Below are 24,086 nucleotides of genomic sequence, written 5' to 3' on the forward strand. Positions count from 1 at the left end.
GGTCGATCGCGTTGACTCACTCGTACAGATCCCGGTCCGGCAGTCCTATGGGTCTAAGTTCCCGGTCCTGGGCGGATCCACAGGCGGCAATGGATCGTCGTAGCTGACCGAGGCCGTCGGCGTCTCGGGATCGCCCATTTTGCCAAGGTCTGAGGCAAGAACGGCTAGCTTGCCGATGTGGGCACCGTGGCTCTGCCGCACGCGGAGGTCGTGCGCGTTGCTGTAAGCGAGGAGCTGGCGTACTGGACGGTACTGGCCGGCCCCACCCTCGCGGTGGTCGACGACATCGACGGGCACCTGCGGCATCTGCGCTTCGGCAGGTCGTTCGCGGAGTCCACCACCAAGACCTATGCCGGCCATCTGAAGCGGCTTCACGTCTGGTCGGAGGAGCGTGGGCTGTCCCGGAGTGAAACTGCGCTCCAACTGGCGACGTTCGTGATGCATCTGCGGACCACGGAGCGCGAGACCCGTGGCCGCGGTTACGGATGCCTGCCCCGGGAGTCGACCCTAGTGCCGGTGCTGGCCGCCATCCACGGGTTCTACCTGCACCTGGCCGACCTCCAGTTGGTTGACGCGGATGTCCTTGCCGCGCTGTTCACCACGGTGCCGTCCGCCTCCGGCGGCAGGGCCATCCTGGCCCGGCCGCGGACCCGCGTGGACGGGCGCCCCAGCCGGGCATCCGCGCGGCCGGCAGCCGCCACCCGTCGCGAGTTCGCCTCCGTCCTGCGTGCTGCGGCCACGGCCAGGGACCGCTGCATGGTGGCGATCATGGCCTGCTGCGCTCTGCGGGTGGGCCAACTGGTGTCGTTGATGCGGGAGGACATCCACCTCGTTCCGGCCGGCAGCACGATGCCGGGATGTGCCTATCGCCACGGCCCGCACCTCCACCTGCGTAAGCGGGGCGGGCACCCGAAGGGAGCAGCGAACAAGAACCGCGACACGGTGATCGTTCCTGTCCCCAGCCCCGTCGAGATGCTCTACGCGGACTGGATGCGCGAGCGCACCGGGATCCGGCCGGCCGCCGAGAGCCCCTGGGCCTTCGTCACCTTCCCCGGGCCCACCGGTGAGCCCGGCGGCGAAGCACTCAGTGCCCGCCGTGTGCAGGACCTCGTGTCCGATCTGGCCGCTCATGCCGGGCTGCGTCACCTGTTCCCGCACATGTTCCGCCACCTGGTCGGTGAGACAGCGGCGGATCTCGACGTCGCCCGGGACGTCCTGCAGAGTCTGTTCGGTCACCGGGACATCAGCAGCCAGGATGTCTACCGAACCGTCGCCGAGGCCAAGGTGGCCGTCGCGGCCACCAGCGTCGCCGATCACCTCTTTGGCACCTCATGACCGCCACACCGGGACGGGAGCGGGTGCCGGCGTCCGCGCCGGTCGAGCCCGACTGGCCGTACCTCGCCCAGCATGGCGTGGACCGGGCAGTGTGGGAGCTGCACTTCCCGTTCGGCGCCAGCTGGCACACCCTGCGGCCGTGCGCACACCCGTCCTGCGATCGCGCCTCGGCCCATTCCCCCTGGCTGTGCTTCACCTGTCATGCCGCATGGAAGGCAGCCGGCTCGCCCGTCGACGTCCGCGCCTGGTGTGCGACAGCGCCGGCCCCGTCTCCGGCACGCCAGTACCGTCAGGTCCCGTGCCGGGTGGGCTGCCTCCGGCCGGCCGAGGCGAGCGGCTTGTGCAAGACCTGTGCGCGGACGCGGGCCTACGCCGGGCTGACGGTCGAGGAGTATCTGGCCACCAACCCGCCGCCGCGCCCCACCCTGGGCGAGTGCGTGGTCCGGGTCTGCTCGCGCTGGGCGCACCTGCGGCGGACCCGCCTCTGCCCGGCCCACCAGCGCCGCTGGGCCAAAGAGGGCCGGCCCGACCTCGGAGCGTGGGCTCGGGACGCCCCGGCGGTGTACACCACCCTGGGTACGGTGCCGCTCTCAGACCTTGATCCGTTTCTGCGTACCCAGGTGCTCGTGGGCTACGAGGTGCAGCTGCGCAACGGGGGCCGCATCAGCCCCAGTCAGGTCAAGTCCGCGGTGCTGTGGCTCGTTGCCCACGCGGTCGGCGATCTGCTGCAGGCCGACCTGCCGCCGAAGGGGCAGACCACGACGTATGTGCGCACCTGGCGGCAGTACGTCGAGCTGCGGAGCGCGGACAGGGCGGCGGAGCACACCCGCGCGGTGGTGCGCCTGAACGTGCTGGACCCGCGGTTTCGCGGCGGCACCGTCGACTTCAGCGACGTCCACGCGCCCTGGCTGCTCCACCTCGGCCAGGAGCGCGTGCTGCAGTTGGCGGCCTCGGGCGCCTCGGGCGCACGGCTGATGCTGGTGGGCTACACGGTGCGGTGGTTCGCGATGTTCCTGCGCACTCTGCCCGGGGAAGGACGCCGGCCGGCGGCGGTCGGACGGGCCGGTATGACCGGGTACCTGCGGTGGCTGGCGGAGCGGGCCCGCGATACCGGCCGCTACGAGTCCTTGCCGCGCGACGACCCCGCTCGGACCGTGATCGCAGAACGCCTCCTTCAGTCGCTGGTCAGCGGAAAAGGTCCGCTGCTGGTGACACCACCGCGCTACTACGAATTGCTGCACACCCTGCGCGAGATCCTCGACCAGGGCCGTTCGTGGCTGGCCGGCAACGGGGCCGGGGATGTGCACCTGCTGGCCCAGGACGTGCCCCCGTACCCGGAGCGCGACGACTCGGAGAGCGAGCTGGAGGGCCGCTCCCAGGACGCCCTGCCGGAGGCGGTGTTCCTTCAGCTGATGGCGGAGGACAGCCTCGCGCTACTCACGCCCGGCACGCCGCGCAACTACGTGGAGCTGGCCCTGCGGGTCGGCCGGCGCCCGTGGGAGATCCGCCACCTGGAGTTCGACTGCGTCCAGTGGCACGACATCGACGTCGAGGCTCTCGACGGCAGTGTGCAGCGCCGCCGGTACCCATTCCTGGTGTACTGGATGCAAAAGGTCCGACGACGGCACAAACTGCCGCTGCACCCCTCCGACGTCACGGTGATTACCCGTCAGCAAGAGCACTTGCGGCAGGATTTCCCGCAGTGGTTCGACGCAGACGGCCGCCCACTGTCGCCGCGGATGGCACTGTTTCCCACTATCCGGCTCTCGCGCGCCAACCGGCTCGGCGAGCGGCCCTACGACTCCAGCTCGGTCGGCTATTGGCTCGGAGTGTGGATGGCCGCGCTCACCGTCCTGGTGGACGAGCACGACAACGACTTCGACCGCTCCCGGGTGTTCCCCTACTCGTTCCGGCACACCTACGCCCAGCTGCGCGCCGACGCCGGGGTCCCATTGGAGATCCTGCAAGTCCTGATGGCGCACCAGGACCCGTCCACCACCCAGATGTACTACCGGGTCTCCCACCCCCGCCGGGTCGAGGCGGTTCGCGCCATCGCGACGAAGTACCAGTTCGACATCGCCGGCGGCCGGCTGCGGCGCCGCAGCGGCGACGAGGACCTCGCCGACCGGGCCCGCGCGGGCGTCGGCTCGGTCCCCGTACCCGGTGGCAGCTGCCACGAGATGAACAACGTCCGTGCCGACGGGCGCGGCTGCCCGGTCTACTACCGCTGCTTCTCCTGCAAGTTCTTCACCACCGACTTCTCCCAGCTGCCCGAACTGCGCCAACTGCGCGACACGAAAGCCCAGCAGCTCGCGCTGCTGGAGGCCGCCTACGGCACCGTGCGACGAGCTGATCACCAAGTGCGAAACGGACCTCGGGTCGCTCGCCGACGGCGAGAGGGCGACGGTCGAGTCCTGGATGCACAGCCGAGACCGGTTCGTCACGGTCATTCCCGTCGCGGCGGTGCTGGCCGGCCGCCAGTATCTGGACCGGCCGACCACCGACCCGATCCTCCTCACCAGGCAGGCACCGTGACCGCGCGCCCACCGCAGGCGCCGCCCGGAACGGCCTCGAAACCCATACGCAAGAACACGCTGGACGCGGGGCGCCTGGCTGCCGCCGCACGCCGCCGTGCCGACAGTCAGGCGTGCCGGCGGCGCGTGCTCGACATCATCGCCGGCATGCGCACGACCCGCATACCCCTGTCCGACGCGGAGATCACCCGCCGGGCCGCGGTCAACCCGCAGTACCTGCAACGCCACCGGGACCTGAAAGCGGAAGCGGAAGTCGTACGCGCCCACCTCGCCGACCACCGCCCCCGTGTCGAGGCCGCAGCCCAGGCCCGCAAGGAGGCCGCTCTGGAGGTAGAGAACCGCATGCTGCTCGAACAGAACAAAGCACTGCGCCGCGACCTGGAGACGGCGCGATCCGAGCTGCGCGCGATCCGCACCCGCGACCTCGCGGCCGCCGCGCACGGGGACCTCGCCGCCCTGCCGCACCGCGACGCCGAAGTCGAGGCACTGTGCAACGAGCGGGACCAGGCCCTGGCCACCGTGCGGCGTTGTGAGGCAGACCTCGCGGCCCAGCGCAACATCACACAGCGCCTCATGACCGACAACACCAGGCTCCTCGAAAGTACGGGTCACAGCTCACAGCCACGCAAACGTGCCGACCCCTCGCCGTAGCGGCGACCTCAAAGCCGAAGCCGAGACCGTCCGCGCCCACCTAGCCCAAGACCGGCCGCGGGCGGCGGCAACAGCGACCGCCCGCAACGACGCGGCCCTCGAAGTCGAGAACCGCATGCTCCTCGAACAGAACGCCGCCCTGCAACGGACGAGGAACTGCGCAAGCAACGAGACGCAGCACTGGCAGCCGGCCGCCAAGTAGAAGCCGCCATGCAAGCACTCCGCAACGTCAACCAGCGGCTGATGGTCGAAAACAGCTGGCTGATCTCTGCGGATGCGGCGGAACCACCCGCAGGGTAGCCCGTGTACGCAGAAGCCGGGGCGCCCCGGCAGGGTGAGGCCGTCAGACCGTCGCGACCTGGAGACCGTACCTGGGGACGGTCCGGTACGGGATCTTCCCGGCAGGGGTGCCCACACGCCATCGCCATTCCAGCTGGGCCAGTGCCCCTCAGACGAAGTCCATGGGTGCCGATGTGACACAAGAGCACGCCGTGTCAGGGGTGTTGGTTACGGCTTCTTCGAGGTGACGCGTGCTTCGGCTCCCGCGCTGTCGGTGCCAGCGGCACGGCTGCCGAAGCCGGGCCGGAACGGCCGGGCTGTGCTGGTTCTGATCACCGACGCCACGCGTGCGTTATTGCTTGCGCAGTTCGATGACTGTGATGTCGGGTGGTGCTCCGACTCTGATGGGTGGCAGGGATGCTCCGACTCCGCGGGAGACGTAGAGCTGTGTGTGGTCGATGGTGGCCAGACCTGCTGTGAGGGGCTGGGTCAGTGGCACGAGCAGGTTGCCGGGGAAGAAGGCTCCGCCGTGGGTGTGTCCGGACAGTTGCAGATCGACTTTGTGCCGGGCGGCTTCGTGGACCTGTACGGGTTGATGGGCGAGCAGGACGACGGGGTGGGAGGCGTCGCGGTCGCCGAGGGCCCTGTCGTAGTCGGGTGCGTCGTGGTTCTGCTCGCCTGTGACGTCGGTGACGCCGGCGAGGTCGATGGCTCCGTGTCGATGTTCGATCAGTGTGCGGGTGTTGCGCAGGGTGGTGACGCGGAAGTCGGCGAGTGTGTCGATCCAGGCGTCGATGTCGTGGCGGTAGTCGTGGTTGCCCGTGACGAAGAAGGCGCCGTGGGTCGAGGACAGCCGGGTGAGCGGTGCGGCGTGGGTGGCCAGGTCTTGGGCGCTGCCGTCGGAGAGGTCTCCCACGATGGCGACGATGTCGGGCGAGGTGTCGTTGATCATGCGGACCATGCGGGCGGTGTGGGCGCGGCCGAAGAACGGCCCGAGGTGGAGGTCGCTGGCCATGGTGATGCGCAGGCCGTCGAGTGAGGGGTGCAGTCGGCGCAGGGCTACGGGTACGACTTTCACGTCGGGTGCTCCCAGGCCGCGGTGGAAGCCGTAGCCGGTAGCGGCTACGGCGGTTCCGGTGGCGAGCAGCGCGACTGAGCGAGCCAGGACGAGACGGCGGTCCATCATCCGCAGTGCGCCCTGGGCCGGTTGGGGCTGCGGGTCGGCTGTGACCGGAGCCGCGACGGAGTGGCCTTGTTGACCGACCGGTACTCGGGGTGCCTGCGTGGGAACTACGAGGCCGGATCCGGTGCGGCGCCGCAGTGCATGCGCGGTGAGGCGTACGGGGATCTCCAGGACGACGAGCGTCATCAGCAGGTAGGCGGCCAGGGCGACCCAGACGAAGGTCGGCCAGGCCAGCCAGGCGATGTGTGTCGGGTTCGCGTACTGGGCGGCGAGGACACCGGTGGGGACCAGGATCGTCAGGGCGACTGCCGCGGCCCGGCCCGCGCGGCGCAGCCGGGCGGACGCTGTGACGTCTTTGACGAGCCTCAGGTAGAGGTAGCGGTGTGTGGCGGCCGAGGTGACGATGCTCGCCGCGGCGACGGTGACTGTCTGCGCGAGGGTGCTCATGCCGCTGCCTCAGCCGGTGGGAACGGGCTGGAGGGGCATTGCCCGTAGTGGGTGCTGGGGTTGAGGTGTCGGTGCATGACGGCGGAGTGCTCCGGGAGGGTTATCGAACGGTCGGGGTCGGCGGCGGGACGGGCGCGTCGGACGACGGCATCTGAGGGGGCGTATGCCTGCTCGTTAGGGTTCAGTGGGGGTGGGCCAGGCCCACGTCGTAGGCGAAGATGACGGCTTGTACGCGGTCGCGGACATCGATCTTTGCCAGGATGCGGCTGACGTGGGATTTGACCGTCGACTCGGCGAGGTGGAGGTGGGCGGCTATCTCGGTGTTGGACCATCCCGTGGCGATGGCGGCAAGGACTTCGCGTTCGCGTTCGGTCAGGGCGGTCAGTTGTCGTCGCTGTTCGGGGCTGAGGACGGGAGAGCCGAACGTTCGCTGTGGGTGCGAGGTGGTGAAGGCGTCGATGAGTCTGCGTGTCAGGCTCGGGGAGATGACGCTGTCGCCGGCCGCCACGGTCCGGATACCGACGACGAGTTCCTCGGGGCGTGCGTCTTTGAGGAAGAAGCCGGCCGCGCCGGCCCGCAGGGCCTCGTAGGCGTATTCGTCGAGGTCGAAGGTGGTCAGGACCAGGACCCGCGAACGGCCGCCGGACTCGACGATGCGCCGGGTGGCTTCGATGCCGTTGACGCCGGGCATCCGGACGTCCATCAGGACGACGTCCGGGCGGAGTTCCGCGGTCAGGCGGACGGCCTCCTGGCCCTGGGAGGCTTCGCCGACGACCGAGATGTCCGGCTGTGCTTCGAGGAGCATGCGAAAGCCCAGGCGTTGCAGGGTCTGGTCGTCGACGATGAGGACGGTGGTCATATGCGGTGCTTCTCCGTGACGGCGCTGGGCAGGGTGCGGGAGGTGCTGAGGACGGTGTGGACGCGCCAGCCGCCGGCGCGGGTCGGGCCGGCGCTGATGCGGCCCTGGTAGAGGGCGGCGCGGTGGCGCATGCCGACCAGGCCCTGCCCGCTGTGCCTGCCGTGCCGTTCGCTGCCTGCCGCGCGCGCCGGGCCTGTGTCCTCCACCGTGACGTGTATGGACTCCTCGTTCGTGTGCAGGTTGACGGACACGGTGGTGTCGGCCGCGGCGTGTTTGAGGGTGTTGGTGAGGGCTTCCTGCACGATGCGGTAGACGGTGAGCTGGAGGCCGGGACTGAGCGGTGTCAGGTCCCCGTCGGTGTGCAGGTCGGCGGTGGGGCCTGCGGCGCGGACGCGGTGGAGCAGCGCGGGCAGGTCCTGGAGGGTGGGCTGCGGGGCGAGCGGGGTGGTGTCCCGCTGTGGCGCGGGGTTGTCGACCACGATGAGCAGGCGGCGCAGTTCGGCGAGGGCCTCGCGGCCGCTGTCGCCGATGAGGTCGAGGGCGTCGGCGGATCTCTCCGAGCGGGATCTGGCCAGGGCGGCGGCTCCGTCGGCGAGGCCGATGATCACGGCGAGGGTGTGGCCGAGGATGTCGTGCATCTCGTGGGAGACGCGGGTGCGTTCCCAGGCCGCGGCCAGGCGGGTCTGCTGGTCCCTCTCGGTCTCCAGGGCCACGATGTAGGCCTTAGCCAGCCGTCCGGTGAGGGCCAGTCCGGCGCAGGCGGTCACGGCGAGCATGGCCAGCAGCGTGACGATTTCCGGGCGCTTGGCGTGTTGCAGCTGGCCGTTTCCCCAGAACGCCGCGACCCAGACGATGAGTTGGGCGGCGGTGACCGTGCAGGCGATGACCAGATGGCGGTGCCTGCCGTAGCGGCCGACGTTGTAGAGCGCGACGATCCGGGCCGCGTCGGCGCCGTTGAGGACGTTCAGCGGCAGCGCGAGGACGGAGACGGCTGTGGTGATCGCGAACACCAGGCCGGGGTGTCGTTCTCGCCACAGCAGAGGAACGGTGTAGGCGAGCGTGAGGACGATCTCGCTGGGCAGGTGGGTGCGGTTGGCCGGGTTGAGCAGGGAGGGCAGTCCAAGGGCGGCGCAGAAGACTGGAACGGCCCACAGTCGCAGCCGGGGGTGGTCGCGGTCGAGGATCCGCCACGCGGCCAGCCCGCTGATGATCGACACGGTGACGCGGTGGTCGGGGTCGCTCGTAAGGGAACGCGGAAGCCGGGAAGCATGGGACGAGGTGTCGCGTACGGGTTCTCGGGTGGTCGGCTCGCTCATGGCAGGTGGGGGCCTTTTCGCTGTCCGGGCAGGCCGCTCGCCGGTCCTGGAGCGTGAACCGGCGGGCGGGGGCAAAAGGGGCCCGGACAGCCGCTGTGCGGTGCACGGTGTGCTGTCCGGGCCCCCTGGGGACCGCCTGCCGCCCCTCGGGGGATAGGGGCCGGCAGGCGGGGTCGGGGTGTGCCGGGGGTGTGCCTACCCGAGGGGGGCGGGTGCCGTCGGCTCCTGGTCGCTCTGTGCGGGGACGTGTGCGGGGCGGTCGCGCTCCGCCAGGACCTGGCGCAGTTTCTCGCCTTCCACGTCGACGTTGGGCAGGATGCGATCGAGCCAGCGGGGAAGTGCCCAGGCCCGTGCGCCGAGCAGGGTCATGACCGCGGGGACGAGGGTCATGCGGATGACGAAGGCGTCGAAGAGGACCGCGGTGGCCAGGCCCATGCCGATGGATTTCACCAGGGCGATGTCGTCGAGGAGGAACCCGGCGAACACTGAGATCATGATGATGGCGGCGGCGGTGACCACACGGGCGCCGTGGCGGAACCCGGTGACGATCGCTTCGGTGGGGCCGGCGCCGTGGACGTATGCCTCGCGCATCCCGGAGACGAGGAACACCTCGTAGTCCATGGCCAGGCCGAAGACCACGCCGATCAGCAGGATGGGCAGCAGGCTGACGATGGGGGCGGTCTCGTCGACGCCGAAGACGTCCTTGAGCCAGCCCCACTGGAACACGGCGACCAGCACGCCGAGAGTGGCGACGACGCTGAGCAGGAAGCCGGCCGCGGCCTTGATCGGGATCAGGACCGAGCGGAACACGAGGAGCAGCAGGACCAGCGCGAGGCCGACGACGATGGCGAGGTAGGGCACCATGGCCTCGCCGAGCTTGGCGGAGACGTCGATGTTGAGCGCGGTTGTGCCGGTCACCATCACCTGCGTGCCGCTGTCCTTCTCCACCGCGTCGCTGCGGTCGCGGATGTCGGCGACCAGGTCGACGGTCTCCTGGCTGGTGGGCGGGCTGCTCGGCACCGCGGTGATCAGGGCGACGTCACCGGCCTCGTTGAAGACCGGGGGTCGTACGGTGGCGACGTCGTCGAGGCCGTCCAGCATGGCGGAGGTGTCCGTGGCCGCCCTCTTCGCGTCGTCGCTGTCCCGTGCGTCGACAACGATGGTGAGCGGGCCGCTGAAGCCCGGACCGAAGCCCTTGCTGAGCGTGTCGTAGGCCACGCGCTGGGTGCTGCCGGGGGCGGCCATGCTGTCGTCGGGCAGGGTCAGCCGCAGCGACAGTGCCGGGATGGCCAGCACGCCCAGACCGACGACCGACGCCAGCAGCATCTTCCAGGGATGGCGGGTGACGAAGCGGCCCCAGCGAACGCCCATCGTGACGCGCCGGCCGTGCTGCTCGGCCCGCACGCGACGTGTGGTGAGGCGGCCGTTGGCCACGCGGGTCCCGGTGAAGCCCAGCGTCGCCGGCAGCAGGGTGAGCGCGACCAGGACGGCGACGGTGATGGCGAAGGCCGCGGCCAGGCCCATGGTGGTGAGCATCGCGATGCCGATGACGCTCAGACCGGCCAGCGCGATGACGACGGTCAGTCCGGCGAAGACCACCGCCGAGCCCGCGGTCCCCAGGGCGCGCCCGGCTGCTTCCTCGGGGGCGTGCCCCTCACGCAGCTCTGTGCGGTAGCGGGAGACGATGAACAGGGCGTAGTCGATGGCCACCGCCAGACCCAGCATGAGCGCCAGGGTCTGCGCGTTGGAGGCCATGTCGACGAACGACGAGGCGACGGTGATGGCGCACAGGGCGATGCCGACGCCGACGATCGCGGACAGCAGGGGCAGCCCTGCCGCGACCAGCGAGCCGAAGGTGATGACCAGGACGAAGGCGGCGACCAGCAGGCCGATCAGTTCGGCGGCGTTGCTCTCTTCCTCCTCCAGCACCGCGTTGCCGCCGAGGCTGATCTTCAGGTCCGCCTCCTCGCCCTTGTCCGCCACCGCGTGCAGGGCGTCCGACGCGGCGGGAGTGATGTCGGCCTGCGGGACGGAGTAGGTCACCTGGGCGTAGGCGATGCTGGCCGAGGAGCTGACCAGGCCGGCGGTGAAGGGGTCGGTGACGCTCGCCACCTGCGGTGCCTTGCGCAGGTCGGCGACCAGGAACTCCACCTCCTGCTTGTGGGCGGCGGACGTCAGCTTCTGCCCGTCCGGAGCCTCGATGACCACCCGGGCCGTGGCGCCGGCGGCCGAGGCCTGCGGGAACTCCTTCTCCAGCAGGTCGATGGCCTGCTGCGACTGGGTTCCGGGAAGCGTGAAGTCGTCCGTCGTACTGCCCGACACGCTGCTGACGCCGATGACCGCGGCGACGAGCACCGCGATCCAGGCCAGCAGCACCAGCCGGCGCCGCCGGAAGGCGAGCCGGCCGAGCCGGTAGAGAAAGGTGGCCACGAAAATTACTCCCACCAGGAGAAAGACGGATGTGTGAGGGCGAGCCCGACAGGCTCCGCCCATGAACGTAGGAGCCGGGTGCGGCCGAAAAGAGCTACTGGAGGACGAATCCGTGCCCGGGGCGGTACCCCGGTACCGGGCGGTGTCCTCCTTGAGGCGGGTGTGCCGGGTCTCAGGCGGCCGGGCGGGCGGCGAGAAGCGCCGCGGTCGCGTCCCACAGCTCCCGCTGCACGCGCGCGTCCCTGCCGGGCTCGGGGCACTGCAGGGGGCGGGCGTCGCGGGCGGAGAAGTAACCGCCGGTGGTGCCCGCGAACGCCGGGTCGGTGGCGAGCCGCACGATGATGCCGGCCCCCTTGCGGGGATCACCGATCCTCAGGATGTTCAGCACCCGCTGAAGAACGGCAGAGCCGGGCAGGTCCCGGCCCAGGCCGGTGGCGTTGAAACCGGGGTCGCAGCAGTTCACGGTCACCTTGTCCGCATCCAGGCGGCGGGCCAGCTCCTGCGTCCACATGATCGTCATCAGCTTCGTGCGCCCGTACAGGGCCATCGACTCCCGGCGGGTGTAGGCCTCGGTGCGCCGCAGGTCCTCGGCCGGGGCGATCGTTTTCGCCTGCTGGGCCGCTTCGGAGGCGACGTTGACGATCCGGGCCGGCGCCGAGGCACCGAGCTTCGCCGTCAGCGCGTCGGTCATGACGAACGGGCCGAGGTAGTTCACCGCCGTCATGTCCGCGAGGCCCTCGGTGGTGACGCGCTGCGCGAAAGCGTGCAGGCCGGCGTTGTTGACGAGGACGTCCAGACGCGGGTAGTGCGCGGCGATCTCCTCGCCCGCGCGGCGGGCGTCGGAGAGCAGGCCGAGGTCGGCGTGGAAGACGTCGACGGACTCGTCGGTCACCGCCTTGAGGGCGGTGACGAGGGCTTCCGCTTTGCTGCGGGAGCGGGCAACGGTGCCGATGCGGTAGCCCTGGCGGGCCAGCTCGAAGGCGGCGATGCGGCCCAGTCCGGAGGTGGCTCCGGTGATCACGGCGACGGGACGATCCATCCCACAACCCCTTTCATGAGGTACCTCACGATTATGTTGTGCGAGGATACCCGAACCATGGAGCAGCACGAATCAACGACGCCGGGCAGCGCCCCGGAGCAGGTGGGACTGGCCTTCCTCACCCTCGCGTACACCCTGCGCGAACAGGTCGACCAGCGCATGCTGGCAACCGCCGGCCTGTCCCTCTCCCGCACCAAAGTCCTTCAGGCACTGGCTGGCCGCGGTGTACTCCACCAGGCGGAGCTGGCCACTTCCCTCGGCCAGGCACCGCGCTCCGTCACCCAGATCGTCGAAGGCCTGGAGCGCCTCGGCATGGTCGCCCGGACCGGCGACCCCGAAGACCGCCGCCGCAAGACCGTCTCCCTCACCGAGACGGGCCGCGCGGCACTGACGGCCGCGGAAGAAGCGGGCGCGCATGTACTGCGCCAGCACTTCGGCCAGCTCGAACCGCAGCAACTGGCCACGCTCGACGCGCTGCTCGCTCACCTGGACATCGCCCTCACTGGCGGCAAGACCGGCGGACAGGCACGAAGGAGCCCTGCCCCAGTGGGTCAACCCATAGACCTGTAGGAAAACTGGGCCTTGTGCTGTGGTGATGGCTGTTTCCGGTGCGCAGAACACCCCCTTCAGCCAGTCCGTCGAGTGCTCCCGGTTCGTGCTCCTGCCGGAATGCCCCGGAAATTCGGAGAGCTGGTTCCTCGCGCGCTGCTTCCGCACCCTGCACGCCGACGGGGTACGGGGCGTCGTCTCCTTCGCCGATCCCGTCCCGCGGCGGACCTCTACCGGGGTCCTGGTCATGCCCGGGCACGTGGGGACGATCTACGCCGCTACGAACGCCGTGTACGCCGGCCGGGCCACCGCGCGGACGGTGAAGCTCCTGCCGGACGGCACCGTCTTCAATAGTGGAGTATGCGCGGGTTCCCGTGGGACGACCGACGACCGCGAAGCCGCATCTCAGCAGGTAGACCACCGCATCGGCTCGCCCCGACCTCTGACGTGACATCTCGGCAGTAACTCGCAAAATCTGCGAGTGATCGCTGTAATATGCGTTCTCGTGGCAGATTCCGAAAGTCGCGTGCTGACTCTCGTGCCCCCGGCTCAGGACCCGGCGGTCGTGATAGACCCCGCCGACGTGTCGGTGGAAACCGGGCTCGCGGACGTGGTCACGCTGCAACGGCGGCGCCAGGCCCGGATCTCGGTGCACGACGAGGAGAGCTTTTTCCTCGACACGCTGTCCGAGTACCAGTGGGCGCGCGATGCCGCAGGTCTGGCGCCCACGACGCTGGACGGGCTGATCAAACCGGTGATCGAGGTCTGCGAGTTCTACGGCACCGTTCCGTGGCAGCTGACTTCCCGCGAGGTCGACCGATACTTCGCAGGACCGGGCAAGCGGGCCCAGTCGACCCTGCGCGGCAAGATCAACAAGATCGACGCGTACTTCGCATTCCTGGAGCAGCGCTACGCCGGTGAGATCATGCGCCGCTTCGGTACCTCCGTCGAGTCGCCAATTGACCCGTTCAACCGGCCGCGTCACCGCGGGGACTTCGGGCTGCGCATCCCGCCGTCCCAGAGGGCGATGAAAGACTTCTTCGGCCGTTGGCGCGAGGACCTGCCGAACGCACGGAAGTACGCGGTCGCCTGTCGCGACTACGTGATGACGAAGGTCGCCTACCTCTCCGGCGTCCGGGCAGCGGAGTTGTGCGGGGTGTGTTTGGGTGACATCCACTGGGAGCACGGCCAGTGGGGTCGCTTCGTCGTCCTAGGCAAGGGCGCCCGGGGCTCCGGTCCCCGCCCGAGGGAGGCGTATCTGTTCCAGGAGGGCCGTGCCCTGCTGTGGTGGTATATCGAGGAGATTCGGGGCGAGTTCGGAGACGACGCGGAGCACCCGCGGGCACCGCTGTGGCCCTCGGAGCGCAAGTCGAAGGCGATCGCCGACCTGAACGTGCCGATCGCGCCGGCGATCGTGTCTTCGACGTTCCGCAAGGCGTTGCACACCGCGGCCGCGCACTACCTGACGGGCCCAGTCACCGACCTGTTTCCGCACCTGCTGCGCCATGCCTGCGCGACCCACAACTACGAGCGTGGGATGACACTTTGGGAGGTCCAGAAGGTCCTCGGACACGACTGGGCAACTACGACTCTTCGGTACATGGCGACTGCGCACGCTGACCCGGAGCTCGCGAATCTGGCGGCCAGCTCCCGGGCGGCCCAGCGACTGGTGATGGACAAGGGGAACCTTCGGTGAAATGGAATCTGCGGATGGTGGCCGCCCAGCGGGACCTGTGGCGGCCGACCGAGGTGCTCGCCGCCTTTCAGCAGGTCGGGTTCAACCCGTCGCTGAGCAAGGTGGCCGCACTGTGGAGCGGCACGCCGGTCACGGTGCGCCTCGATGACCTGGACAAGATGTGCGCCGCGCTGAACTGCACGGTCGCTGACCTGCTCCAGGCCGAGCCGCTCGCGGCGGGCCAGGCGGCGCCGGAGTCCGGTCAGCGCGCGGTCGGCGCCGAAGAAGGGCCGGGAGCGGGCCCGGTACGGCCGGTGCCGCGCGGCCGTCGTGGTGCCGGGCCGCGCTCACTCCCGCCGAGTTGAGGGGGCTGTCCGGTGGCGGGGGATCGTGGGGAGGGGCTGGCGCGGAGTTGTCCGGTGTGCCTGGGGTGGCTGGTGGTGCATTGGTATCGGGTGTGTGACGGGTGCCGACCCTGGGCGAGGAAGTACCCCAAGCGCGGGGCGTGCCCGCGGTGCCGGCACGAGGCACACCTAAACACGGACGGGCTGTGCAAGCCGTGCCTCATGGCGATCCGAGTTGAGGAAGACGCCGAGTGGGCCCTGGGTCTGGAGGAGGCGCGGCCGCGGCCGGTCCAACTCACGGTCGGCGGCACGTACGCCGACCGGTCGGCGTCGGCTCGGCCGCTGCGCCGGCCCACCAAGAATGGTCGGAGTGTGGGGGTTGAGTGGTGGACCAAGCTCCGGCAGCAGCGGGCCGCTCCCGTCGGCCCGCCGGTGCTGGAGGCACAGGTACACGGTCAGGTCCCGCTCTTCACCGTGCCCCGGGTGCTGGGCGACGCCACGATCAGCGCGATCGTAGGTCGGCCGGTCGCCGGGTGGGAGCAAGTCCGCCCAGTGATCGAGGCGATGGAGGCCGAGCACGGGTTGACCGCGGGCTGGCGCCGCAAGGTCGCCGAGATGGTCCGCCTCGCCCTGGCCGTGCGCGAGGCCGAGGGTGCCGAGCGGCTCCCCGAGGCCATGCTGCGGGACCTGCCAGCAAACGGGGACGTAGTCCGCCTGATCCTGCTGCGGGCCGGTCTCCTGCACGAGGCGCCCAAGCCCATGCGGTTTTCCGGGAGGAATCAGCCCGCTCGCACCCCATACAGCACAGATCTGGCGCCGCTTCCGCCTCGGGCACCGCGCCAGTGCGCCGACTGCCACGCCTGGATTCCCGCCGGTCGGCGGGCAGGATTCGTCTGTGATCCGTGCCGGCACTGGCGGGAGCGGACGGAGCGGGGCCGGTGCTGCCGCTGTAGTCGCGACGGGCTGGCACTGCGCGACGGCCGCTGCCGCAGCTGCCACCCCTACCGTCTCCTCGACGAAGCCCGTCCCGCCTCCCAGCGGTTCACGCAGCTGGTGATCTCGATGCCGACCGGCAAGGGCGGGCCGTTCGAGGCGTTTCCGGTTGGCGACAGCGAGGTCCCGAACTACGACGAGCGACGACCTGCTCTGCATACGAGCCACGGGCAGATGCTGCTGTTCACGATCCGGCGTGACTGGGCCCCGGTGCTGGCCCGGCTACGGAGCATGCCTCTGGGCGAGCCGCCGCTGACCGCGACCGCTCGCCGCTTGGCCGAGGACTTCACCCGCACTCGGCCGGGGCAGCGGCCGGACTACCGGAAGAACACACGCACGCTCACGATCCTGTTGTACTGGCTCGGCGCCGACACGGCGGTCTTCGAGCGCGACGTCTACGACCTGGCTGGGATCGACGTGAACCTCGCCGCCAAGCCCGTCTGCCAGTTCCTGCGCGTTCGTGGCCTGCTGGTGGAGGACCCCACCTTGCATCGGGACGCGGATCTGGCGTGGATCAAGTCGGCCCTCACCGCGCTGCCGGAGCCCGTCGCGAGCGAAGTGAGCACCTGGGTTAAGGCCATGCGCGAACAGGGCCCCCGCGAGGGCGAGCCGCGCGGGTACGACGGCATCCGCCGCTACCTCACCAACCTCCAACCCACCCTCGCCTCCTGGACCACGACCGACGGCGTGACCTCACTGAGGGAGATCACCAAGGACCAAGTGGAGGCCGTCGTGGACGGGGTGTCCGGTTACGCCCGCCGAGGGCTGGCCACGGCACTGCGCAGCCTGTTCCGCGCGCTGAAGCGCGAACGTATGATCTTCCGCAACCCCGCCCGGGACCTCCCGGTCGGCGACATCAAGGGCATCCCGAAGTCCATCCCCTCCGACCTCCTGATGGGGCTGCTCGATCAGGCCACGACACCGCTCGGCCGCCTCGTCGTGGCCCTCGCCGCCGTCCACGCGCTGCCCGGCAAGGAGATCCGGACCCTGCACACCACGGGCCTCGATCTCTCCCGCGGCACCCTCGAAGTACGGCGCGGTCTGCTGCGCCACACCCTCTACCTGGAGGAACTCACCCACCAACTCGCCGCCGACTGGACGGTCTACCGCCACCAGCGCTGGCCCGCCTCCTCCAACCCCCATCTGCTGGTCAGCCAGAAGTCCGCGGTCGACCCCGACCATCCGCCCGTCAGCATCGGCTTGCTGAGCGGGGCCCTGCCCCGTGGGCTGACCCTGAGCGGTCTGCGTCAGGACCGCATCCTCAACGAAGCAGCCGAGAGCGCCGATCCCCTCCGGCTGATGCGCCTGTTCGGCATCACCGAGCAGACCGCCATGCGCTATGTCACCGCCGCCCACCCCGAACGCACCGCCAAGCTGCCCCGGTAGCCGGGGGAGCTTCGCCGCGCGGCCTCAGCAACGGTCGCACGCACCGTCTACTCGGCGGGCAGGCCGACGAAGTCTTGCCTTCGGTGTCGAAGGTCGGGGCGCACTGGGGCGAGGCCCTTCACGTCTTCCTCCTACGCCAGGACGAGGTCGCGGAGCTCGCTCTTGATCTTGCTCTGCGGCGTGGCCCCGACCGTGGACTTGACGACCTTTCCGCCCTAGAAGACGAACAATGTCGGGACGGTCTCGCCCTCGTATTGCTGGGGAGTCAGATAGTTCTGGTCGATGGTGAGCCTGATGACCTCGATCGTCTCCGCGTGCTGCGCTGAGATCGCCTCCAGGACGGGCATCATCACTTGCACGGGCCGGCCCACTCCGCCCAGAAGGCAACCAGGACTGGCCAGCAACTACCCTTCCTTTCTCGGCCTCGCAGCCTCCATCTGCTGCTGCAAACGGCTCGTCCGCCTCACCACATTGGACACAGCCCTGGGGCGGAGGCGCCGCGCTCGGCATCGGATCCTGTCTCAGCCAATTCCAGGCCATGTACGCGGGAACCACCGTGCTACCGAGAGGCGTGCTTGTTTCAGACAAACCGTCACGGGACATCACGAAGTGGCGGGCCGCCAGCCGGTCGGAGGGCGTGTCGCGGCGAGGGAAGGGCCATCGTGTCGCAGTGGTGGAAGATCACGGTCATCGTGCTGGCAGCAGTCGGCGTCGTATCCACGCCAGTGGTCTGGCTCCTGAACAACCCTGATAGGGGGCAGCTGACCGGGGCCTCCATCCAGGCGGCCGTTGGCATCGCCGCGCTGCTGTGGGCGTTGTTCCAGTCCCCGGAAAACCACACGGATGACACGGCGGTCAGGACTGGACAGGCCCGAGCAAGCCGTGGAGGAAGAGCCGTCACAGGTGTCAGGCGTCCGAAGGGCCGGGGCGGCGGATCGGCTCGGTCGGGAAACACCGGGGACGCCACCGCCACCGGCGACGGTAGTAGCGCTGTCAGCGGCATCGACTACACCTGACCGATTCGGCCCAGGCACAGGACGGAAAGCCAAGGAGGAACGGTCGCGTGGCCGGAATGCGCAAGCGTCCAGTCGACCACATAGACACCGCCGACACAGAGGCAGCGGTGACCGACACAGGGAACGCTGCGGCTGTATTCGGAGCCACCGCGGTGACCGGCTACCAGGGACCAGCGCCACGTACCGACGGCGTCCCCACCCCTCCCATACGGGTATCAGGTACCGGGGACGCAACAGCATCCGAGGGTGGGCTGGCCAACACCGGCTACATCCACCAGGTGAGCATCAATCAACTGACCGTGGTGCAGCAGAGGGTGCCCCGGGAGCCGGTCCCCTGGCCGCACCAAGTCGGTGTCATCCCTTCCAGGGCGCAGTCCTTCCAGCACCGCGTCGAGGTGAGCCATCTGCGGACCGTGGTCGAGAGCAGTGGCACCACCGTGCTGGGCCAGGTCTTGACCGGGATGGGCGGGGTAGGCAAAACCCAGCTCGCCGCCGACTACGCCCGCACCGCCTGGCAGGACGGCAGCCTCGACGTTTTGGTTTGGGTCACCGCGAGCGCCCGCTCGCCGATCGTGACTGGCTACGCGCAAGCTGGCGCCGAATTATGCCAGGCCGATCCTGACGACCCCGAACAAGCTGCCCAGGCCTTTCTTGCCTGGCTGACACCGAAGGCTCGAGCCAAGCCGTGTCGGTGGCTGATCGTCCTGGACGACATTGCTGACCCCGACGACCTACGCGGCCTATGGCCGCCTACCAGCCCCCACGGCCGGACTCTAGTCACCACCCGCCGCCGCGACGCCGCCCTGACCGGAGACACCCGCCGCCTGATCGAGGTCGGTCTGTTCAGGGAAAGCGAAGCGCTCGCCTACCTCACCACGTCCCTGGCCGCCCACGGCCGAAAAGAGCCCCCCGGCCAACTCGCCATCCTGGCCAACGAACTTGGAAATCTGCCCCTGGCCCTCGCCCAGGCATCTGCCTACCTCATCGACTCCGGCGAGGACCTGTCCATCTACCGCGCACTACTCGCCGACCGCACAACCACGCTCGCCGACACCGCGCCCGACCACCTCCCCGACGAACAGACTCTCCCCCTCGCCGCAGCCTGGTCCCTCTCCATCGACCGCGCCGACACCCTGCGTCCCACGGGCCTGGCCCGCCCCATGCTCGAAATAGCCGCCCTGCTCGACCCCAACGGCATCCCTCAGCATGTATTGACCAGTCCCCCCGTCCTCACCTGCCTCACCGCACACCGCACCCCAACCGGCCCGCAGATCGCCAAGGAAACGAGCCCGATCTCCCCCCGGGACGCGATGCGCGCCCTGCGGGCCCTGCACCGGCTCAACCTCATCGACCACACATCTGCCACTCCGAACCAGGCCGTCCGTGTTCACCAGCTCATTCAGCGCGCCACTCGTGACACCCTCACTGTTCACCAACGCAATCAGCTCGCGCGTACCGCCGCCGATGCCTTGGTCACCGCCTGGCCCGCCGTTGAGCGCGACACCACCCTTGCCCAGATCCTGCGCGCCAATGCGACTGCACTCGCGCGCTGCGCCGAAGATTCCCTCTACCTACCTGATGTACATTCATTGCTATATCGCGTTGGACTGAGCCTTGGTGAAATCGGACAAACCATCGAGGCCCGCGATCATTACGCTCATCTTGCTGACGCTGCCGAAGCCCGTCTGGGCGCGGAGCATCCCCAAGTCCTAATCGCCCGGCGCGGCCAGGCCTTATGGCGGGCGGAGGCCGGGGACGCGGCAGGTGCTGCGGCGACCTTTGCGCAGCTATTGGGGACCATGACAAAGGTGTTGGGTCCCTATCACCGCGATACGCTCGCCACCCGGAGCTATCTTGCTAACTACCGGGGGATGTCAGGAGATGCGACTAGCGCTGCTACCGCGTACGCAGAGCTGCTACCTGACTTGGTTCGCGTGATGGGCGCAGATCACCCTGACACGCTCACCGCCCGGAGCAGACTCGCTCGATGGAGGGGAGGTGCGGGGGATGCCCCTGGCGCTGCCTCTGCCATGGCAGAACTACTGCCCGATTTGGTCCGTGTGATGGGCGCAGATCACCCCCAAACCCTGTCCAGCCGCGCGATCCTCGCATGGTGGACAGGGGTATCGGGTGATGCAGTCGGTGCGGCTGCTTTGTTCGCCGAGCTGGTGGAAGACAGGATGCGGATACTGGGCCCTGACCACCCTCACACTCTCTCAGACCAGGGGAACCTTGCTCACTGGCGAGGCGAGACAGGAGATGCAGTCGGTGCTGCCACCATGCTCACTGAACTACTTCCCAACCTGATTCGAGTGGTGGGGCCTGATCATCCCGACACACTGGGGATTCGGGGACGTCTAGCTCACTACCAGGGAATGTCAGGCGATGTGTCTACCGCTGTCAGCGGATGCGCCGAGGTACTAGAAGATCAATTACGAGTGCTAGGCCCTGATCACCTCGACACTCTTGCCACACGAGACAACCTCGCTCGCTGGCGAAGCCGAGCGGGAGACGATGGTCCTCCCAGCGGGTAGCGATTGCTCACGAGACACAACAACCACGGCGTTCCGTCAATCTGCCGTGCCGTCGGTGAATCCAGGAGTCATCTGTCAGTGGTACAGCCGACGCCGGCCCAGCCTGACAACGACCACAGCCAGCCTGACGCGGACCGGGTCTGGCAGTGACGCAGTCGATCGATGTTCCGGCGCGCGTTGAAGACCGCCGGGCCCGCGACGCGGCCGACTCGCCGTCGTCTGTGTAGAGCAGCCGCTCCTCGCCGTCGAAGATCTCCACCACGCCCTGGCGCAGGCGGACGCCGCCGGGTTCCGGCTCCTCAATCTCCTCGACCTGGTCTGTCCCCATACTTCATTCTGCGCGCACACGATCAGACACGACCCGAGAACCAGAAATCGTTCTCGCATCAGCTAGTAGCCCATTCGTCGGGTACGAGCCGAACCCACCGCGCAATCCTGGGAAATGGCCTGTACCCGTGCGGGTTGCCGGTCCCGACCTTCCGAGAATCCACGAACCTGCGCGCTTCCGCCCGGGCGACGCAGAAGATCCGCCGCCGGGAGCAGGGGCACGAGTACGCCGCCGCCCAGCTCGTGGCGCTCGGCACTCCGCGGCCGCGGCCCGGCTGCGACCCGGCCCTTTGGCTGCGTGAGGCCCTGCGGCGGTCGGCGCCCGCAACATCCGGCACCTCGGTGCGTGCCGCTACGTGTTCCGGCTCGGCCGAACCCGCCGCGAGCGGGAGGAGATCGAGCTTGGTCTCCCCGTGCTGCGGCCCTACCCCAAGCGTCCCGACCCCGAGCCTGCAGCGGCGTAACCAGTGCGCCGGCACCGCGTCCGCGATCGGGCGCCCAGTCCAACCGCCCTCCCGTTCTCGTCTCCTTGGAGCTGCCATGTCTTCGCGTTACGCCCACCGCCTGCCCGCCGCGCCCGATCTGACCTCCTACGACCTGTCGGCGCCCCAGGTGTCCGGTGGCAAGGACAGCGCGGTCATGATGGCCGCGTTCATGGAAGCCGCCCAGGCCGCCGGTGTGGACGACCGGGTGATCTCCTACCACTCCAGCCTCGCCGTGCTGGAGTGGCCTCCGGTCGTCTCCAACGGCATCCGATATCCCGGGATGTCCGAGCTCGCCGCACTGCAGAGCGCTGCCTTCGGGGTGCCAGCCGACCGGCACCGGGAGGTCACCCGCACCATGCCGGGCCCGGATGGCACCCGGATGCCGCGCAGTCTGCTGACCGAGACCGCGACGTACGGACGCTTCCCCCCGGATGGGCAGCCCGTACTGCCGCTAGAGCGCCAAGGAGAGCGTGGTCTCCAGCGCCTGGACGCCGATCGTCGACCGCCTCAAGCGCGAACTCGGCCGCCCGGTACGGATCCTGAAGGACATGGGGCTGCGCAGCGACGAGGAGCCCGACCGCAAGAAGCGCTCCGAGTCATTTTCCGGGGTAAGAATTCACGCCAATAGGAACTGCTTGTGGTCGAGCAGAGACGGTCCTCGACAGTAAGCGCGCAGTAGCTGAGGTGCCATGGCCCACATTCGTCAGATCGCGTCCCATGAAGTGGTGTAGCCGGGCAGGGTCCCGGAACGCGCGGGTGTCTGCCCGGGGCGTGCATCCGCTGGCGGTGCATGCTCCCTGAGCAAGGGCAGGCCATCGCGCAAGTCTCCCTGGTGAACCGGCAGTTCGACCGGAGGAGCACGCGATGGCCTTGTCCCAGTCTGAGCTGATGCGGCTGCTTGAGTCACTACGTCGGGCCGATGGAGTTGAGGCAATCAGGGTGGTGTGCGAGCGCATCCTGCAGGAGCTGATCGAGGCCGAGGCCACCGATGTGATCGGTGCCGGGCCGCGTGAGCACACCGAGACGCGCACGACCTGGCGCAACGGACACCGGGAGAGGCTGCTGACCACGCAGGCCGGTGACCTGGATCTGAAGATCCCGAAGGTGCGGAGCGGGTCGTTCTTCCCGTCGTTGCTGGAACGCCGGCGGCGGATCGACCGGGCGTTGTTCGCCGTGGTGATGGAGGCATACGTGCACGGGGTGTCGACCCGCTCGGTCGATGACCTGGTCAAAGCACTGGGTGCGGACAGCGGGATCTCCAAGTCCGAGGTCTCGCGCATCTGCGGCGAGCTGGACGAGGAACTGACCGCGTTCAAGGAACGGCCGCTGGACCACACCGTCTTCCCCTACGTCTTCCTGGACGCCACCTACTGCAAGGCGAGGGTCAACCACCGGATCGCCTCGCAGGCCGTGGTCATCGCGACCGGGATCTCCGCCACCGGACACCGCGAGATCCTCGGGCTGATGGTCGGCGACAGTGAGTCGAAGCCGTTCTGGACGAAGTTCCTGCGCAGCCTGCGGGCCCGCGGCCTGGACAACGTCCAGCTGGTCATCTCCGACAGCCACAGCGGTCTGGTGGCCGCGATCCGCACCGTTTTCCTCGGCGCGGCCTGGCAAAGGTGCCGGGTTCACTTCGTCCGGGACGTGTTCTCGGTGATCGAGAGGGGTTCCGGGGAGATGGTCGCCGCCACCATCCGCACCATCTTCGCGCAGACCACCGGCGAGCAGGTCCGCACCCAGCTGGATGTGGTCGCCGACATGCTCGGACGGCAGTTCCCGCAGGTCAAGAAGATGCTGCTGGATGCGGCAACAGACATCACCGCGTTCGCCGACTTCCCGCCGGCGCACTGGAAGAAGATCTGGTCCACCAACCCGCTGGAGCGGCTGAATCGGGAGATCAAACGGCGGGCCGACGTCGTCCAGGTCTTTCCCAACCCCGCCGCCCTGGACCGGCTCGCCGCCGCGGTCCTGGCCGAACTCCACGACGAATGGCAGGTCTTCGACCGCCGCTACCTCTCCGAAGCCTCCATGGCAGAGCTCTTCACCACCAAGCCACCCGAACCCGAACCGCAGATCACCCCACAACCGGAACCGAAACAGCTGCCGTGACTACACCACCCCGCGGGACACGACCCATCGTTCAGGAACTCGAGCCCGGCGGCTTGTCCTCAGGCCGTTCCGCACCTCGATGACGTCGGACAAAGTCGAGTAGGCGGCGATACGCCTCGTGTAGCCGCTCTCTGAGGGAACGTTGGCGGCGCGGATGACAGTCACCTTCTGTCTGAAGACCATTGGCAGCCTTGCTGAGCCAGCACGAAAGCACAGGCCAAGTGACCAGTAGCACCCCTGCGTAGACGATTAGCAGCCACCATGCTTCCGAAGTCTCCGACCACCAGGAAAACCCGGAGCCTGCAACATAGAACCAGGTGAGCGCGGTGGCGAGGTAGACTATCAAACCAGCCGCCGGCGGACCGAGCATGCCTCCGAGCGACCTCTTGGGTTGGCCTTTGAATGGCCCCTCCCCCACCTTCAATCCGAGCCGCTCCTCCAGCGTGCAGGCCTGAACTTCCAATCTGCTGCATCGCTGCATACCGCGCAGCTAAGGGCTGTCCCGTAACGATCTTGGCCGGTTGGGGTTAGAGCCCCCGCACACGGGTGACCGAGTCCTGATGACAGGATGATTGCCCCGACGAACCCGAGGGGC

General features: G+C 68.9%; 18 protein-coding genes. 12 read left to right on the plus strand and 6 right to left on the minus strand.

Annotation, left to right across the window (positions count from 1 at the left end):
- Nucleotides 1-177 precede the first annotated feature (177 nt).
- The 3 genes from AB5J50_RS00260 to AB5J50_RS00270 are packed head-to-tail and all read left to right on the plus strand — an operon-like array spanning nucleotide 178 to nucleotide 4,722.
- A complete protein-coding gene (locus AB5J50_RS00260) occupies nucleotides 178-1,335 on the plus strand; it encodes a tyrosine-type recombinase/integrase (protein ID WP_369253748.1) in 1,158 nt (385 codons plus the stop codon).
- Nucleotides 1,332-4,520, plus strand: a complete 3,189-nt coding sequence (locus tag AB5J50_RS00265) for a tyrosine-type recombinase/integrase (protein ID WP_369253750.1) — start codon at nucleotides 1,332-1,334, stop codon at nucleotides 4,518-4,520. Before AB5J50_RS00260 ends, AB5J50_RS00265 begins: the two co-directional genes overlap by 4 nt.
- Nucleotides 4,501-4,722, plus strand: coding sequence for a hypothetical protein (locus AB5J50_RS00270; protein ID WP_369253752.1), 222 nt, complete (start codon nucleotides 4,501-4,503; stop codon nucleotides 4,720-4,722). Before AB5J50_RS00265 ends, AB5J50_RS00270 begins: the two co-directional genes overlap by 20 nt.
- Nucleotides 4,723-5,151: 429 nt before the next feature.
- Here the strand turns inward: AB5J50_RS00270 and AB5J50_RS00275 are convergent, their stop codons facing one another.
- The 5 genes from AB5J50_RS00275 to AB5J50_RS00295 form a co-directional block, all read right to left on the minus strand.
- A complete protein-coding gene (locus tag AB5J50_RS00275; protein WP_369253754.1) occupies nucleotides 5,152-6,429 on the minus strand; it encodes a metallophosphoesterase in 1,278 nt (425 codons plus the stop codon).
- 181 nt (nucleotides 6,430-6,610) lie between these two features.
- Nucleotides 6,611-7,288, minus strand: a complete 678-nt coding sequence (locus AB5J50_RS00280) for a response regulator (RefSeq protein WP_369253756.1) — start codon at nucleotides 7,286-7,288, stop codon at nucleotides 6,611-6,613.
- Complete coding sequence (locus AB5J50_RS00285; protein WP_369253757.1) at nucleotides 7,285-8,604, minus strand: sensor histidine kinase; 1,320 nt, start codon at nucleotides 8,602-8,604, stop codon at nucleotides 7,285-7,287. The genes AB5J50_RS00280 and AB5J50_RS00285 overlap by 4 nt, the downstream gene beginning before the upstream one ends.
- Nucleotides 8,605-8,799: 195 nt before the next feature.
- Nucleotides 8,800-11,034 (minus strand): MMPL family transporter, encoded by a 2,235-nt coding sequence (locus AB5J50_RS00290; protein WP_369253759.1) that lies wholly within the window; start codon nucleotides 11,032-11,034, stop codon nucleotides 8,800-8,802.
- Between the two features lie 172 nt (nucleotides 11,035-11,206).
- Nucleotides 11,207-12,073: an SDR family NAD(P)-dependent oxidoreductase gene (locus AB5J50_RS00295; RefSeq protein WP_369253761.1), complete on the minus strand. Its 867-nt coding sequence runs from the start codon at nucleotides 12,071-12,073 to the stop codon at nucleotides 11,207-11,209.
- Nucleotides 12,074-12,130: 57 nt separating this feature from the next.
- On the opposite strand from AB5J50_RS00295, the gene AB5J50_RS00300 reads away from it, so the two are divergent.
- From AB5J50_RS00300 to AB5J50_RS00320, 5 genes are all read left to right on the plus strand, one after another.
- Nucleotides 12,131-12,643: a MarR family winged helix-turn-helix transcriptional regulator gene (locus tag AB5J50_RS00300; protein WP_266594097.1), complete on the plus strand. Its 513-nt coding sequence runs from the start codon at nucleotides 12,131-12,133 to the stop codon at nucleotides 12,641-12,643.
- Nucleotides 12,644-12,668: 25 nt separating this feature from the next.
- The gene (locus tag AB5J50_RS00305; RefSeq protein ID WP_369253763.1) at nucleotides 12,669-13,073 is read left to right on the plus strand and encodes a hypothetical protein; all 405 of its coding nucleotides are present in this window, start codon (nucleotides 12,669-12,671) and stop codon (nucleotides 13,071-13,073) included.
- Nucleotides 13,074-13,190: 117 nt separating this feature from the next.
- Nucleotides 13,191-14,318: a tyrosine-type recombinase/integrase gene (locus AB5J50_RS00310; protein ID WP_369265262.1), complete on the plus strand. Its 1,128-nt coding sequence runs from the start codon at nucleotides 13,191-13,193 to the stop codon at nucleotides 14,316-14,318.
- The gene (locus AB5J50_RS00315) at nucleotides 14,315-14,662 is read left to right on the plus strand and encodes a helix-turn-helix domain-containing protein (RefSeq protein WP_369253765.1); all 348 of its coding nucleotides are present in this window, start codon (nucleotides 14,315-14,317) and stop codon (nucleotides 14,660-14,662) included. The genes AB5J50_RS00310 and AB5J50_RS00315 overlap by 4 nt, the downstream gene beginning before the upstream one ends.
- Before the next feature lie 201 nt (nucleotides 14,663-14,863).
- Nucleotides 14,864-17,020, plus strand: a complete 2,157-nt coding sequence (locus AB5J50_RS00320) for a hypothetical protein (protein ID WP_369253767.1) — start codon at nucleotides 14,864-14,866, stop codon at nucleotides 17,018-17,020.
- A 215-nt stretch (nucleotides 17,021-17,235) separates the two neighbouring features.
- On the opposite strand, the gene AB5J50_RS00325 is transcribed toward AB5J50_RS00320, so the two are convergent.
- Entirely contained in the window at nucleotides 17,236-17,379 is a 144-nt protein-coding gene (locus AB5J50_RS00325; protein WP_369253769.1) for a hypothetical protein, read from the minus strand.
- A 303-nt stretch (nucleotides 17,380-17,682) separates the two neighbouring features.
- Here AB5J50_RS00325 and AB5J50_RS00330 point away from each other — a divergent pair, with 303 nt between their 5' ends.
- The 4 genes from AB5J50_RS00330 (at nucleotide 17,683) to AB5J50_RS00345 (ending at nucleotide 23,491) form a co-directional block, all read left to right on the plus strand.
- Complete coding sequence (locus tag AB5J50_RS00330) at nucleotides 17,683-18,036, plus strand: hypothetical protein (protein ID WP_369253771.1); 354 nt, start codon at nucleotides 17,683-17,685, stop codon at nucleotides 18,034-18,036.
- A 278-nt stretch (nucleotides 18,037-18,314) separates the two neighbouring features.
- Entirely contained in the window at nucleotides 18,315-20,570 is a 2,256-nt protein-coding gene (locus tag AB5J50_RS00335; RefSeq protein ID WP_369253773.1) for an NB-ARC domain-containing protein, read from the plus strand.
- An 867-nt stretch (nucleotides 20,571-21,437) separates the two neighbouring features.
- Nucleotides 21,438-22,010, plus strand: a complete 573-nt coding sequence (locus AB5J50_RS00340) for a hypothetical protein (protein ID WP_369253775.1) — start codon at nucleotides 21,438-21,440, stop codon at nucleotides 22,008-22,010.
- Between the two features lie 236 nt (nucleotides 22,011-22,246).
- Nucleotides 22,247-23,491: an IS256 family transposase gene (locus AB5J50_RS00345; protein WP_369253777.1), complete on the plus strand. Its 1,245-nt coding sequence runs from the start codon at nucleotides 22,247-22,249 to the stop codon at nucleotides 23,489-23,491.
- Nucleotides 23,492-24,086 lie beyond the last annotated feature (595 nt).

The sequence above is a fragment of the Streptomyces sp. R35 genome, assembly GCF_041053035.1.
Taxonomy (GTDB): domain Bacteria; phylum Actinomycetota; class Actinomycetes; order Streptomycetales; family Streptomycetaceae; genus Streptomyces; species Streptomyces lutosisoli.

Coding starts and splice junctions, on each gene's coding strand:
- AB5J50_RS00265 (WP_369253750.1), top strand. CDS start 1,332: ATGACCGCCACACCGGGACGGGAGCGGGTGCCGGCGTCCGCGCCGGTC.
- AB5J50_RS00275 (WP_369253754.1), bottom strand. CDS start 6,429: ATGAGCACCCTCGCGCAGACAGTCACCGTCGCCGCGGCGAGCATCGTC.
- AB5J50_RS00280 (WP_369253756.1), bottom strand. CDS start 7,288: ATGACCACCGTCCTCATCGTCGACGACCAGACCCTGCAACGCCTGGGC.
- AB5J50_RS00285 (WP_369253757.1), bottom strand. CDS start 8,604: ATGAGCGAGCCGACCACCCGAGAACCCGTACGCGACACCTCGTCCCAT.
- AB5J50_RS00295 (WP_369253761.1), bottom strand. CDS start 12,073: ATGGATCGTCCCGTCGCCGTGATCACCGGAGCCACCTCCGGACTGGGC.
- AB5J50_RS00300 (WP_266594097.1), top strand. CDS start 12,131: ATGGAGCAGCACGAATCAACGACGCCGGGCAGCGCCCCGGAGCAGGTG.
- AB5J50_RS00305 (WP_369253763.1), top strand. CDS start 12,669: ATGGCTGTTTCCGGTGCGCAGAACACCCCCTTCAGCCAGTCCGTCGAG.
- AB5J50_RS00320 (WP_369253767.1), top strand. CDS start 14,864: ATGGCGATCCGAGTTGAGGAAGACGCCGAGTGGGCCCTGGGTCTGGAG.
- AB5J50_RS00340 (WP_369253775.1), top strand. CDS start 21,438: ATGTCTTCGCGTTACGCCCACCGCCTGCCCGCCGCGCCCGATCTGACC.
- AB5J50_RS00345 (WP_369253777.1), top strand. CDS start 22,247: ATGGCCTTGTCCCAGTCTGAGCTGATGCGGCTGCTTGAGTCACTACGT.